This is a genomic window from Clostridium isatidis (assembly GCF_002285495.1).
Taxonomy (GTDB): Bacteria; Bacillota; Clostridia; order Clostridiales; family Clostridiaceae; genus Clostridium; species Clostridium isatidis.
Genome location: NZ_CP016786.1, coordinates 1,036,996 through 1,051,013 on the forward strand (window position 1 = coordinate 1,036,996; position 14,018 = coordinate 1,051,013).

Sequence of the window (14,018 nt, forward strand, 5' to 3'; positions counted from 1 at the left end):
GAAATATATTGTAGAATAGTTTAAATTTATTTTGGGTATAATACCATTAATAGTTGTCTAATTAAAGCCTCGATTATAACAAAAAATTTAATTTTTCTCATTAATATATCACAGCAAAATATGTAATTAAAAGAAATAAATTTATTATTATAAAAAAATTAAGTTATAAGATATTAATATACTTACAACTTAATTTTTACATTAAATAAAAAATTTACATATATTTTCTTACAAATCTACTGATTCTTTTTACAGCTTCCAATAAATCCTCCATAGAAGAAGCATAGCAGGCTCTTATATAACCTTCTCCACACTCACCAAAAGCACTTCCAGGAACTGCTAGCACTTTTTCTTCAACTAATAATTTTTCACAAAATTCGTCTGAACTTAATCCAGTAGCCTTTATTGAAGGGAAAACATATAATGCCCCTAAAGGTTCAAAACATTCAAGTCCCATACTTCTAAAACCATCAACTAAGACTCTTCGTCTTCTATTATATTCTTTATTCATTTCTCTAACACTATCATCACCATTTTTTAAAGCCTCTATTGCTGCAAATTGTGCTGTAGTTGGAGAACACATTATAGCATATTGATGAATCTTCTTTAGTGCATCTATTAAAATGCTATTACCGCAAACATAGCCAAGCCTCCAGCCTGTCATTGCATAAGCTTTAGAAAATCCGTTAATAACTAAAGTTTTATCTTTAACTTCCTCAAAGCTAGCTATTGATACGTGCTGTTTCTCATATGTAAGCTCTGCATATATCTCATCCGAAAGGATAATTATGTCCTTATCTTTTAAAACATCAACTATCTCTTTTAATTCTTCTCTTGTCATTATAGCACCAGTAGGATTGTTCGGAAAAGGAATTACTATAACTTTTGTCCTTTCAGTAATTGCTTCTTCTAATAATTCTTTTGTTAATTTAAACTCATCTTCTTTTCTTAAATTTATAGTTACTGGTTTAGCACCACAAAATGTTGTACATCCTTTATATGCAACAAAACTAGGTTCAGGAATTATTACTTCATCACCTGGCCCACATAAGGCTCTTAAAGCAAGATCAATCCCCTCACTTCCTCCTACAGTAACTAATATTTCGTCCTTTGGATTATAATTTAAGTTAAATCTTCTATTTAAATATTTTGAAATTTCATTTCTAAGTTCAATAAATCCAGCATTTGAGGAATAGTGAGTATGTCCTTTTTCTAAAGAATATATCCCAGCTTCAATAACATTCCAAGGAGTTACAAAATCAGGCTCTCCAACCCCTAAAGATATTACATCTTCCATTTCATTGATTAAATCAAAATATTTTCTAATACCAGAAGGAGGCATATCTCTAACATTCTTTAAGATCATCTTTTCTAAATTCATATAAATAATACCTCCCTATCTTCTTTTTTATTTTCTTTAAATATTGTTCCATTATCTTTATATTTCTTTAATACAAAATGAGTTGCAGTACCTGTTACAAATTCTTGAACAGCTAGTTTTTCAGATACAAATAATGCAACTTCCTTCATTGTTTTACCTTCAACAATAACGGTTAAATCAAAACCGCCAGAAGACATTAAGTAACAAGCTTTTACCTGCTTAAATTTATATATTCTTTCAGCCACCTTATCAAAGCCTACTCCTCTTTGAGGTGTAATTTTTACTTCTATTAATGCTGTTACAGTTTCCTTTCCTGTATTTTCCCAATTTATTAAAGCTGTATAACCAGCAATTATATTATTTTCTTTGAAGTATTGTATTGCTTTCTCAACTTCTTCAACAGTTTTTCCAGTCATTTGTGCTATTTCTTCATTACTATACCTACAGTTTTTTTCTAAGATTTCTAATATTTCTTCCATAACAAACCTCCATATAAAAAATAAATCTCCATCCTAAACAAGGGACGAAGATAAAATTCCGCGGTACCACCCTAATAAGTAATTATTGATTACTCACTCAGTTTGAATATACATTCAAGTCTCTATAACGTGAGAAGCACGTCAATACCTAATTAAGAATAAATATTCTTATTTTTCAGTATGAAATTCAAAGGCTGCTTCCTTTAATCTAACATGCCGAAATTCCACCAACCTTCAGCTCTCTATTATGATCAATTAAAGTACTCTTCCTTATCGCTATCTTTATTATATTTCTTTTTTTATATTATAATAACAAAATCAACATATTTCAATAGTGATTTTTATAATTTTATGAATATTATTATTAATTTTTCAAGAAATCAAAGATTATAATATAAATATTATATTTCTTATTATATTTAACAGTAAAATCGAATAATACAAAATTACTGTTAATTTTTAATTAATTGACATTATACATCAAATTATCTATAATTAATTAATCACAATATTTAATTTATTATTAATATTAAATATTATTTAATTAAAAAATTTTATAAAACTTTATATTTTTTAATAAATTTTGGAAAATTAAGGGATGGTTAAAATGAGAAAATTAAGTCACCGAATTATAACTATGACAGCAATTATATGTTTAGTTTTAGCTACTAGTCTGACTACAATATCAATATATAACAATGTAGAAAATAATAATAATTACATTGAGCAGCTTGATAATAATTTAAGGGAGGCTTTCGACAGGGAAGCAAAATGGCAGGTGGAAAACGTTGTAACCATGCTTAATGAACTATATAATAAAAGTCAAAAAGGTGAAATATCCTTTGAAGAAGCTAAAAAATTAGGGGCTGATTTAGTAAGAGAAATGAGATATGGTGAAGAAGGATATTTTTGGGTAGATACACCTGATGGGACTAATATTGTTCTGCTTGGTAATGAAACTGAAGGTACTAATAGGTATAACTCTAAAGATGCAAATGGAAAACTGCTTATACAAGAAATAATAAAAAACGGTATGCAAGAAGGTGGCGGCTATACTGATTATTATTTCCCTAAAAGCGGAGGTTCTGAACCGTTACCAAAAAGAAGTTATAGCATACATTTCAAACCTTTTGATTGGGTAATTGGTACTGGTAATTATATAGATGATATAGATGCAGCAATTGGAGTTCAAAAAGAAATTATACATAAAGAGTTAATGTCTACTATTATTCTATCAATTACTATATCAATAATAGCATTTATTATATCAATATTAATAGCAATTATAATTAGTTTTAAAATAAGTAAGCCTTTAATTTCTCTTGCAGCTTTATTCAAAAAAGCTTCTGAGGGAGACTTAACGGTAAGAAGCATGCATCAAAGCAAAGATGAAATTGGACAACTATCTAATAGCTTCAATAATATGATGGAAAATACTATGTCTGTTATATGGGTCACTAAAGATCTTAGTACAAAAGTTTCTGAAGCCTCTAATAACATAATGAATTCATCAAATGAAGTAAGTCATGCTTCAGAGCAAATTTCAATGGCCGTAGGACAATTGGCTGAAGGAACAACAGAACAAGCAACTTCTTCTGAAGAAGCAAATACTCAACTTAGTGAGATACTAGATGGTCTTAATAAAATCAATAATGATATGGAGAATTCAAATTCTTTAACCAAAAAGGCTTTAACAACTGTTCATAAAGGTGAAAAAATAGTACAAACTCATGAAGATAAAACAAGGATAACTAAGGAAATGTCTGATAATGTACGCGAAGCCATGACTGCTTTATCTGAAAAATCTACAACCATAGGGCAAATTGTAGAGGTAATTAATAGTATTTCTGAGCAAACAAATTTATTAGCTTTGAATGCAGCAATAGAAGCAGCTAGAGCCGGCGAAGCTGGTAAAGGCTTCTCAGTAGTTGCTGAAGAAATTAGAAAACTTGCAGAACAATCTAGTACTTCTGCTAAAGAAATCGGCAAAATTATAAATGAAGTTAAAGAAAGTGTAGACAATTCTGTAAATGAAATAAATAATACTACTAAAGCAATATATGAACAAGAACAAGCCTTACAAGATACTATTAATGCTTTTAATGAAATTTCTCAATCTGTTGATCTAGTTACAGAAAATATAAAAGCAGTTGCAGAAGCTTCTAAATCTCTAAGTATAAGAGCCGAAGAGGTTGCTGAGGCAACAACTAATATTGTTAGCATAACAGAAGAAACCGCAGCTAGCACCGAAGAAGTATCTGCTTCTACTGAAGAGCAAACTATAGTTACAAAAAATATCGCTGAAGAAGCTAAGATATTGTCAAAACTTGCAAATAAGCTTAAAGCAGATATAAGTCATTTTATTGTAGACAATAAATAGTAAATTAATAATATTACCACCCTAAATAGGGTGGTTTTCTTCTTTTTTATATAAAATATAAAGGATATAAGCAATTTAAATACTTATATCCTTTTAAAATTCAAAAAATTTAATAACTTAGACTTTAAACTTACCTAAACTCTTATTTAGTCTTTTGGTCATATCATCGACTTTATCTACTAAATTTGCTAACTCTTCCATAGTTTCAGTATTTTCTTCCGCTGAAGCTGAAATTTCTTCACTTGAAGCTGCAATTTGTTCAGATATCATAGCTACCTCTTGAACCTTATTAAGAATTAAATCTTGCTCTGAAAGCCTATCACTAAGAGAATTTAATATATTTTCAAATTGAGGAGTTATTATATGTACTTCTGATTGAATATTTTTAAAAGCTTCTTTTGTACTATCTATTATAGACACTTGATTACTCATTTTGGATGAAATTTCATTAGTTGTATTAGAAGCAAATTCAACACTGGAAACAACGCTATCTATTATTGTTCTAATGCTGCTTGAAGAAGTCATTACTTCCTCTGCTAACTTTCTAATCTCATCAGCTACTATAGAAAAACCCTTACCAGCCTCACCAGCTCTTGCAGCTTCAATAGCAGCATTGAGAGCTAAAAGATTTGTTTGATTTGCAACATCATTTATTACATTCATAATCTCATTAATTTTATAAGCGTCTTCATTTAAATTCTGTATACTTAATAATGTATTATTAAAACTAATTCTTAAATCTTCTATTGAATTAATTAAACTTTCCAGTTTTTCAGCTCCTAGATCAGCAGTAGTCTCAATTGTTTTACTGCTCTTTGTTGTTTCTTGCACATTATCTTGTATCTTATTAAGATTATTAATAAAATCTTCCAATACATTAGTAATTTTATTCACATTATTACTTTGCCTCTCAGTACCTTGAGCTACTTCGGAAATAACCTGCGATATCCCTTTGCTCGCTCCTACAACACTTTCACCAGAAAGCTTCATATTATTTGAGATATCAACTAATTTAGCTACATCTTCTTTTGTTTCTATTATCATATTTTTAATCATAACTATTGAATTGTTAAGGGCATCAGTTAAATTCCTTGTTTCATCTTTCTTCTTACTATTAAATTGAACAGTAAAATCACCTTTAGAAAAATAATCTAATTTACTTATTATATCTCTAATTGGATTAATTAAGTTTTTTGCAATAACAATCCCAAAGATTGTAGCAATAATCATTACTGATATAGCCGTAATTATAATTTTTTCTAAACTATCAGTAATCATGTTATTCATATCATTTAATGCAATGCCAATTCCTATTGTTCCAAGTAATTCCCCATTTTCATAAAAGGGTGTAGAAACATTATAAACTTTCTCCCCTTCTTCTGTAACAAATATATATCCTGAAGCTTGTCCTTTATTTACTGAGTTTGTATCAATATCTGCTCCTTCTGTTTCCCCATTTTCAGAAGTTTCTTTACTAGCAGATGAAACGGAATCAAGCACCTCAGAAGTGGAAGATATAGTATCCAAATTGCTTTCTGTTGAAGCAATTATTTTTGTATTTTTATCTACTAGAGATATGTATTTAATATTATTTTGACTTTCTTCTTTAATTTCTTTAAATATCTTTTCAATCTTTTCAGTATCTTTTAATACATATTCCCCAATTTCTCTATTAATGATTGTCGCTATGTTTGCTCCATCATTTTTCATTTGATTTGTTACCGTAGTTCTTATTTCATTAACCGAAATAAATGTAAAGGTTAAAGCGCAAACAAATGTAAACATTATCATAGACCCAATTATTTTTGCTTTAAGTGATTTGAACATTATTCTCCCCCTTTTGTTTATATGTATTTAATATACATTTTTATTTACCGTTTAATTATATTTTATTGTCGAAATATTGTCAATGTAGCCAATTTCAAGCATTTTCAGTAGTTTCGATGTTTTTTGCTATACTTCGCGTAAATATTTGAATATTATTGCAATTTTATATATATTTATTTATTAAATTAAATAAAGATAAAAAAATAGGTATAAGTATTTTAATACTTATACCTATTTTATAAAAATTTAATATTAATTTTTATTCTACTAAACCAATTAGTGAAAATGGTTGAGCTCTTACTATTTTAACATTAACTAGATCGCCAGCTTTTACATTCTCAGCAGTGAAATTAACTAATCTTCCGTTTCTAGTTCTTCCAGTGTACTTAGTTTCATCGTTTTTACTTAAGCCTTCAACTAAAACTTCTACTGTTTTTCCTTCATAAACTTTATTATTTCTAATTACACTTTCATTTACAATTTTAACTAATCTATCAAATCTATCATGTTTTACATCATCTGGGACTTGGTTTTCCATTTTGTCAGCCGGAGTATGATTTCTTCTTGAATATATAAAAGTAAATGCAGAATCATATCCAACTTTTTTAACTAAGTCTAAGGTATCTTGAAAATCCTCTTCTGTTTCTCCTGGGAAGCCAACAATTATATCTGTTGTTATTCCTACATCAGGTATTTCCTTTTTAATAAGATCAATTAAATCTAAATAATCTTGTCTTGTATAATGTCTATTCATTATCTTTAAGATTCTATCTGAACCACTTTGAACTGGCAAATGTATTTGTTCGCATAGTTTATCACATTCTTTAATTGCCATAATTACATCTTTAGTTAAATCCTTAGGATGAGATGACATAAATCTTACTCGTTCAAGCCCTTCTATTTCATTTACTTTTCTAAGAAGCTTTGCAAAATCTATATCTTCATCAAGACCTTTACCATAAGAATTTACATTTTGACCAAGTAAAGTTATTTCTTTATATCCTTGTGCTACAAGTTCTTTAATTTCAGCTATTATATCTTCAGATTTTCTACTTCTTTCTCTTCCTCTAACATATGGAACAATACAATATGTACAGAAGTTATTACATCCATGCATTATAGTAACAAAAGCTTTTACATCACTTTTTCTATCTATTGGAATGCCTTCTACAATTTTAGTTTCTTTGTTAAAAACTTCCTTAACTTGTACTCCTTCTGTTTGAACTCTATTTAAATATTCTGGGAATTTATATGCATTGTGAGTTCCAAATATTATGTTAACATAAGGGAATTTCTCTAATACCTTATCTGCCATCCCCTGTTGTTGCATCATACAACCACAAATTGCTATTATTAAGTCTGGATTCTTCTTTTTTAAATGTTTTAACTCACCTAAATTACCAAAAACCTTGTTTTCTGCATTTTCTCTAACACAGCATGTGTTAAAAATAATTATATTAGCATCATCTTTTGTTTCAGTTCTAGAATATCCTATATTTTTTAACATACCAGATAATTTTTCTGAATCTTCTTCATTCATCTGGCATCCCCATGTTTCAATAAAGTATTTTAAATCTTTTACTTCTTGTTTATCCATAAACTATCTAACTCCTCCATATTAATCAACTCTAGGCTATTATACCAAAATAATTAAGTAAAATAAACCATTTAATAAATAGTTCATTATTGCTTCTATTCATATAGAAAAACTGCTAAATTACAATATATACATGCTTTTAATCTTATGATGTAATATGAAAGTATTTTATAAAAATCCGTAGAAGTGGATGGCTACGGTGGTTTGTACGTTTATCCACCTTAGGCTAATGAGTATAGAATTGAAAACAACTTCGAAATCTTGTGACTTAGAAGTTAATATAAGCATTAACGGTTTTAAACTCAAATTTAAGACAAATGAAAAAAGTGCTCCGTCCACCAAACGCAAGCACTAATTTCTTAACTATCATTTTTTGATAAATCAATAGCCCAAAAACCGTAAAAACGTTCTAGGATTGGCTTCGTGTTACCAGCACTAAGCCTTTTTTCTAGAATTCTTAGAAACTTATTTCTCTAGGATTCCGCACTCCTCAGCTTGCCTGAGTAAGTTTCCTTAATCATATTTTATTAAATATTATAAAAAACAAACTCTAATTTGATTTTATTATTTTAATATATCTAAAACAAATCCATCAGAATTGATAAGGTTATTTTTTTAAAGCATGCTACTCCATTAAGCTCATTAAATATTTATATAATTCATCAGTTAGTCCATATCTTAACTGATTATTATCTTGAGAAGCATGAAAGGCAGATATGGATTCTTTAATTTTCTCATCATTCCCTATTAATCTGTCTGTTAGACTTCTCCAATAATCTACACATTCAATTGCGGTAATATCAGTTTTAGGTAATTTCTTCTTATAGCAATATTTTAATTTTGAAATAAAATTAACCCATTCTTCTGCAGCATCTACTTCTGAATGATAATCACTTAATCTATTTTTTAACTGATTAAATTCTTCCATAGTAAAAAATTTATCTGATGATAAGCTAATATACGGTATTATTCCCTTAATATCTTCAGAAGATAGGTTTTTATTATTTTTAAGATTTTCTTTTAAGTTCAGTAATTTACAGAAAAGCTGCTGCTTTTGAGCAATTTCCTCTTGTATATTAGAAATTTGAATTTCAATAATGTTAAGTATATTAACATTATTAGATACAATGAGATCTTTTATTTCATCAAGATTAAAGCCCATCTCTTTCATCGCTATAATTTGATATAGTTCTGTAACATTTCTCATATTATACAATCTATGTCCTTTTTCTGTTACCTTAGCAGGCTTTAGTAGGCCAATTTCATCATAATAATGTAGCGTTCTTACAGTTGTACCTGTCATATTTGCTAAATCACCAATTTTTATATATTCACTCAATTTATATTCCCTCTTTTACTTTTACAATTTGTTTTAAATCCTCTGCATCAAATAAATATTTTTTGCCGCATATTCCACATTCTAATTCTTCACTTATATTTAATTGAATTGATTTCTTTAATTCCTCTGTTTCAACGGACATTAAAATACCAAAAAACATTTCTCTTGTGCAATTACATTCTACTTGCACTTTATATTCTTCTATTACCCTTGTATGCAAGGAAAGCTTAGCTGGTAAATCTGTCCATTTCCCTGAAACTAATATATTTTGATTACTATCAATATAATCTATTAAATACTTAAGATTTGTTTTTTCAACAAAAGGTAATGGTTGTATCATACAGCCTCTCATTGTTCCATTGTGAACCCAAATTTTAAATATTGTTTCTAACTGCTCACTTCTAGAATAAAAATCTGTAAAACATCCTTCTATTGAATCAGCTCTTAAATCTATTGTACCAGTAAACATCCCTGCCATCCAGCTCCCCTTACTTATGGACATAGTTGCACCTTTTCCTATTAAGTCCTTAAATGTTCCATTAAATACTCTTAACTTAGGAGAGAAAGTACAATGGATATTTCCTTCTCCATCTATATTACAATAAACAAAATATCCATCTGGCTTAAATCTTATACTAATATCTAATCGTTGATCTCTTTCAGTTAATAAACCCCGTAATAAGCAGCAACATATAAATATTTTTCTGTAAAGTTCTTTTGAAAATCCTGATTTAATATTTATTATATTACTGTATTCTATTATATCTCTAGCATCAGTAATATACATCCTAATTTCATTATCCTTTGTTAATAATTTTATTAAATTTTTCTCCATTTTATATCACCTCAAAAGCATAATACATCATAACGTTACGTGAGGTTCAATAATAAAATGACAAATGTAACTACTAAAAATCTTCTATTTATTTATAATAACCTTAGAGGTGATAAAAATGATTTTAAAAATGGAAAATGTAATAAAACGCTTTAACAACCACTTAGCATTAGATTATTTAAGTCTAGAAGTGAATAAAGGCGAAGTTATTGGTTTGCTTGGGCCTAATGGAGCAGGAAAAACCACATGTATAAATTCTATTGTAGGACTACTTCCTGTAGATGAGGGAGAAATAACTGTCTTTAATATGAAGCAGGATGGAAAAAACCAAGATATAAAAAGAAAAATTGGTTTTGTAACACAGGAAATTACTATTTATGAAGATATGACTGCAAGGGAAAACTTAGCTTTTTTCGGAAGCTTATATGGTTTAAAAAAGTCAGAACTGGAAAATAGAATTAATGAAGTTGCTAAAATTATTGGTTTAGAAGATCGTTTAAACGACCGTCCTGGTCATTTCTCAGGTGGAATGAAAAGACGTTTAAATATTGGCTGCTCTATCTTACATAATCCTGAATTATTAATTATGGATGAACCAACAGTTGGAATAGACCCTCAGTCAAGAAATTATATTTTAGATTTTGTTAAAAAGATAGCTGCTGAAGGAACAACTGTTATCTATACTTCCCACTATATAGAAGAGGTTGAAGCTGTAGCTAGTAGAATATATATTGTGGATCAAGGACATGTAATAGCTTCAGGAACATTAAAAGAACTAATTGCAAGAATTAAAGGTGATTCCCACATATTAGTTGATGTTAAAATAGCAAGGGAAGATAAAAAAGATGAGCTTTTAGCACTAACAGATGTAAAAGAAGTAGTTATAAAGGATAACCAATATCACATCATTGTACCAGGAGGTATATCAATAATTGATAAAATCGTTTCAATTCTAGCTCCTTTAGGAATAGTTAATTTGAATTCTAAACAGCCAACCCTTGAAGATGTATTTCTAACATTAACAGGAAAACAATTAAGAGATGAGGTGAATTAATGCTTAAATTTTATACATTAAGATCTGCCAGAGATATTTTCTGCCATATAATTTTAATACTATTACCAATTTTATTAATAAGCTTTTTTAGCTATATTTATTCAAGATACAAAATAGCTGCTGTAACACCATTACTAACTATTGGTTTTGCCTTAACTTTTCAAATATATGGTTCAGCCCTTAGCTTTGAAACTTTAGGCCAGGATTTTCTATCGCCAATGCGTAATAGATTATTAGCAACACCAGCTAACCCTGTAAAGATTGTTTTATCAATATTATTTTCAGGCATAATAGTAAGTTTTCTACAAACCTTTGTTGTATTAATATTTTCAGCTACTATTTTAGATATAAAATTTAACAACCTATTTTTAATTTTGCTTGTAATGCTTATTTCAGTAGTATTTAATCAATTATTTGGCAGCATTATTTTATTCTTAAGTAAAAATGTTAAAACAGCTAACTCTGTTACAACTTTATATGGTATTGTTGCTCCCATATTAGCAGGACTATATTTTCCCCTTCCTGATAATATAATAATTAATTTATTTGAAAAATACCTAACACCAATGGCCTTAGCCCAAACAGCAATTTTAGGTGTTATGGATAATAATTTAAAAAATATTGCTATAGGAACAATTCCTTTAGTAATACTTAGCCTAATACTATTTTTATTAATAAAACCTCTAAGTAAGAAGGTGATACTATGATTATATTTAAACATGCATTAAAACGAAGTCTGGCGCAACCTTTTAGTATATTAATTACGCTTATACTTCCTATAGGAATAATATTTGTACCTCCTTTAACTAATAGCTATCCAAATGGGATATATCTCTATGGTCTATTAAGCTTATTTTCTGGCTTTATACTATCTAAGCCTATAGTGGAGGAACGTATCAACAAAATTGCAGTTAGAATTTCTGCTACCCCTACTAAATATATTAGTTATCTTAGCTCCCACTTAATGGCTTATGCCTCTATATTGATAGTGCAAAATATAATATTTATATTAGGATTATATCTATATTGGAAAGATCTTAACATTAACTATGGATTAATTTTCACTTTAACTTCTGCCTATAGCTTAATGGTAATTGCTTTTTCATTATGCTGGAACTCCCTATTTAGATCCTATAATCTTTCCTTTGGCTTATTTTCTGGTTTTGCTTCTCTTATGTGCTTAGTTAGTGGTGTAACTATGCCTCTACAAGTAATACCTGAGGAAATAAAAAAATTTATAGTAGTTTTACCTACTTACTGGTTACCATATGGACTAAACTCTCTACATGATGGTAATATTAAATATGTATTAATAGCACATCTTGTGTTGTTAGTTTACTCAGTAATATTATTATTAATAGGCAGCAAAAGGAGATACTAAATGACTGCAAAAATAATGTATTCATTTATTATGATAATACAGACTTTAATATTATTTATTACAATTTTTAGCCAAATAACAAATCCAATAGTATTTTTACTTTTTATAATAATAATTTTTAGCATGGTTTTAAGGTGGAGAATAAACTTAAGGCCATGCTATATGCTAATCGATTTAACCTTCTTTCTATTAGCAACAATATTTTATCCTGTTGCCACTAATTACATATTTATATTTGCCTATTACTTTTCATATAAAAACAAACTAATTTATACCCTTCCATTAATTATTGTAGGATTAATAGTTAATGATGGTAGTTATTATTTATTACTTTTACAGGGATTATTGTTTGGTACAATCCTATATAACTGGGATAAGGAAAGTAATTCAAGCAAGAATACAATTGACCATTTAAGGCAGCATATTTATGACCTGGAATTTGTACAATCAAAGCTATTATCTGACTACCAAGATACAGATAGAATATCACGTTTAACAGAAAGACAAAGAATTGCAGAGGTGCTCCATGACAATTTAGGTCACGAGCTTACTGCTGCTCACCTATCACTAAAGGCATATAAAGCCCTAATGGCAGCTAACCAATTTGAAAGAGCTAATGTAACATTAAATAAATCAGAGAAGCGTTTAGAAAATGCCCTGCATCAATTAAAAAGTTCTGTTAAAAGCATTGAACCAAATTTAGAAATTGGACTATTAGACATAAATAATTTATGCGATAATTTTATTTATCCAGTTGAATTTGTACATAGTGGAGATATTTTAAAATTAGAGCCTTATATATGGCAATTAATCTTAATGACTGTAAGAGAGGCTTTAACTAATATTACAAAGCACGCTCGTCCTAGTAAAGTTAATATATCTTTAAAGGTAACAGACTATTCAGTAAGGCTGACTATTGAAAATGATGGAATAATAAATAACTCTAGAGAAATATCTGGACATGGGTTACGATATATGCGTAATAGATTAGAGGCTGTAAATGGCAGCTTAAGTATTCAAAAACAAAATACTTTTAAATTAATTATATTTATTCCATTTGAAAGGAGTAAGTAATATATGAAAATATTAATAGTTGATGATGATGAAATGGTTATTGAAAGTCTTGATATCCTTCTATCCACTGATCCAGCTCTTGAAATTATAGGAAGGGCTTCTAACGGAAATGAAGCAATTGAATTTTGTAAAAATAATCCTGTAGATATGGTTCTTATGGATATTCAAATGCCTATTATGGATGGAATTAGCGCTTGTAGAGTTATAAAGAAAATTAATAAAGCCATAAAAATTATAATGCTTACAACCTTTCATGACTATAAAAACATTCATCAATCCCTTCAAGCAGGTGCCTCTGGATATTTATTAAAATCAGATGATACAGAAAAGCAAATAATAACTATTAAAACTGTATATGCTGGCCTTTCTATAATAAGTGAAGAGGCTTTAAAAAGTTTTTCTGAATCACAAGAGGAAAACAACTTAACTGCAAGGGAAAATGAAATCCTAGAGTTAATTGCTAATGGATTTTCAAATAAGGAAATTTCCAAGCAAATTTATATTAGTGAAGGAACTGTAAGAAATACTATTTCAACAATATTAGAAAAATTAGAATTACGAGATAGAACTCAATTAGCCATATATTATTGGCAAACTAAAAATGGTATATAGAAAACTTCCAGTTATGAATAGCGTGAGCTAATATAAACTGGAAGTTTTATTTTTATTTG

Annotated in this window: 12 protein-coding genes and 1 other annotated feature; of the genes, 6 read left to right on the forward strand and 6 right to left on the reverse strand. The window is 28.5% G+C overall.

Features of this window, described 5'->3' with window-relative positions:
- Positions 1 to 214 precede the first annotated feature (214 nt).
- Both BEN51_RS04920 and BEN51_RS04925 read right to left on the reverse strand, forming a co-directional pair.
- Positions 215 to 1,381, reverse strand: a complete 1,167-nt coding sequence (locus BEN51_RS04920) for an aminotransferase class I/II-fold pyridoxal phosphate-dependent enzyme (RefSeq protein ID WP_119864964.1) — start codon at positions 1,379 to 1,381, stop codon at positions 215 to 217.
- Entirely contained in the window at positions 1,378 to 1,860 is a 483-nt protein-coding gene (locus BEN51_RS04925; RefSeq protein ID WP_119864965.1) for an Lrp/AsnC family transcriptional regulator, read from the reverse strand. The genes BEN51_RS04920 and BEN51_RS04925 overlap by 4 nt, the downstream gene beginning before the upstream one ends.
- Before the next feature lie 37 nt (positions 1,861 to 1,897).
- Positions 1,898 to 2,146 (reverse strand) — a binding site (T-box leader).
- Between the two features lie 321 nt (positions 2,147 to 2,467).
- On the opposite strand from BEN51_RS04925, the gene BEN51_RS04930 reads away from it, so the two are divergent.
- Complete coding sequence (locus BEN51_RS04930; protein WP_164704087.1) at positions 2,468 to 4,240, forward strand: methyl-accepting chemotaxis protein; 1,773 nt, start codon at positions 2,468 to 2,470, stop codon at positions 4,238 to 4,240.
- 117 nt (positions 4,241 to 4,357) lie between these two features.
- On the opposite strand, the gene BEN51_RS04935 is transcribed toward BEN51_RS04930, so the two are convergent.
- From BEN51_RS04935 to BEN51_RS04950, 4 genes are all read right to left on the reverse strand, one after another.
- Positions 4,358 to 6,067 carry a methyl-accepting chemotaxis protein gene (locus tag BEN51_RS04935; RefSeq protein ID WP_119864967.1) on the reverse strand — a complete coding sequence of 570 codons (1,710 nt, stop codon included), beginning with the start codon at positions 6,065 to 6,067 and terminating at the stop codon, positions 4,358 to 4,360.
- Positions 6,068 to 6,326: 259 nt separating this feature from the next.
- Complete coding sequence (gene miaB, locus BEN51_RS04940) at positions 6,327 to 7,664, reverse strand: tRNA (N6-isopentenyl adenosine(37)-C2)-methylthiotransferase MiaB (protein ID WP_119864968.1); 1,338 nt, start codon at positions 7,662 to 7,664, stop codon at positions 6,327 to 6,329.
- Positions 7,665 to 8,289: 625 nt separating this feature from the next.
- The gene (locus BEN51_RS04945) at positions 8,290 to 9,003 is read right to left on the reverse strand and encodes a MerR family transcriptional regulator (protein WP_119864969.1); all 714 of its coding nucleotides are present in this window, start codon (positions 9,001 to 9,003) and stop codon (positions 8,290 to 8,292) included.
- Between the two features lies 1 nt (position 9,004).
- Positions 9,005 to 9,838 (reverse strand): Hsp33 family molecular chaperone HslO, encoded by an 834-nt coding sequence (locus BEN51_RS04950; protein WP_119864970.1) that lies wholly within the window; start codon positions 9,836 to 9,838, stop codon positions 9,005 to 9,007.
- A 118-nt stretch (positions 9,839 to 9,956) separates the two neighbouring features.
- On the opposite strand from BEN51_RS04950, the gene BEN51_RS04955 reads away from it, so the two are divergent.
- The 5 genes from BEN51_RS04955 to BEN51_RS04975 are packed head-to-tail and all read left to right on the forward strand — an operon-like array spanning position 9,957 to position 13,959.
- Complete coding sequence (locus BEN51_RS04955) at positions 9,957 to 10,892, forward strand: ABC transporter ATP-binding protein (RefSeq protein WP_119864971.1); 936 nt, start codon at positions 9,957 to 9,959, stop codon at positions 10,890 to 10,892.
- Positions 10,892 to 11,599: an ABC transporter permease gene (locus tag BEN51_RS04960; RefSeq protein ID WP_119864972.1), complete on the forward strand. Its 708-nt coding sequence runs from the start codon at positions 10,892 to 10,894 to the stop codon at positions 11,597 to 11,599. Before BEN51_RS04955 ends, BEN51_RS04960 begins: the two co-directional genes overlap by 1 nt.
- Positions 11,596 to 12,273, forward strand: coding sequence for an ABC transporter permease (locus BEN51_RS04965; protein ID WP_119864973.1), 678 nt, complete (start codon positions 11,596 to 11,598; stop codon positions 12,271 to 12,273). The genes BEN51_RS04960 and BEN51_RS04965 overlap by 4 nt, the downstream gene beginning before the upstream one ends.
- Complete coding sequence (locus BEN51_RS04970; RefSeq protein ID WP_119864974.1) at positions 12,274 to 13,347, forward strand: sensor histidine kinase; 1,074 nt, start codon at positions 12,274 to 12,276, stop codon at positions 13,345 to 13,347.
- Positions 13,348 to 13,350: 3 nt separating this feature from the next.
- Positions 13,351 to 13,959 (forward strand): response regulator, encoded by a 609-nt coding sequence (locus BEN51_RS04975; protein WP_119864975.1) that lies wholly within the window; start codon positions 13,351 to 13,353, stop codon positions 13,957 to 13,959.
- Positions 13,960 to 14,018 lie beyond the last annotated feature (59 nt).

Excerpts from the sequence above, each read along its gene's own strand:
- BEN51_RS04930 (WP_164704087.1), top strand. The coding sequence starts at position 2,468 with ATGAGAAAATTAAGTCACCGAATTATAACTATGACAGCAATTATATGT.
- BEN51_RS04920 (WP_119864964.1), bottom strand. The coding sequence starts at position 1,381 with ATGAATTTAGAAAAGATGATCTTAAAGAATGTTAGAGATATGCCTCCT.
- BEN51_RS04925 (WP_119864965.1), bottom strand. The coding sequence starts at position 1,860 with ATGGAAGAAATATTAGAAATCTTAGAAAAAAACTGTAGGTATAGTAAT.
- BEN51_RS04965 (WP_119864973.1), top strand. The coding sequence starts at position 11,596 with ATGATTATATTTAAACATGCATTAAAACGAAGTCTGGCGCAACCTTTT.
- BEN51_RS04950 (WP_119864970.1), bottom strand. The coding sequence starts at position 9,838 with ATGGAGAAAAATTTAATAAAATTATTAACAAAGGATAATGAAATTAGG.
- miaB (WP_119864968.1), bottom strand. The coding sequence starts at position 7,664 with ATGGATAAACAAGAAGTAAAAGATTTAAAATACTTTATTGAAACATGG.
- BEN51_RS04970 (WP_119864974.1), top strand. The coding sequence starts at position 12,274 with ATGACTGCAAAAATAATGTATTCATTTATTATGATAATACAGACTTTA.
- BEN51_RS04955 (WP_119864971.1), top strand. The coding sequence starts at position 9,957 with ATGATTTTAAAAATGGAAAATGTAATAAAACGCTTTAACAACCACTTA.
- BEN51_RS04975 (WP_119864975.1), top strand. The coding sequence starts at position 13,351 with ATGAAAATATTAATAGTTGATGATGATGAAATGGTTATTGAAAGTCTT.
- BEN51_RS04960 (WP_119864972.1), top strand. The coding sequence starts at position 10,892 with ATGCTTAAATTTTATACATTAAGATCTGCCAGAGATATTTTCTGCCAT.
- BEN51_RS04935 (WP_119864967.1), bottom strand. The coding sequence starts at position 6,067 with ATGTTCAAATCACTTAAAGCAAAAATAATTGGGTCTATGATAATGTTT.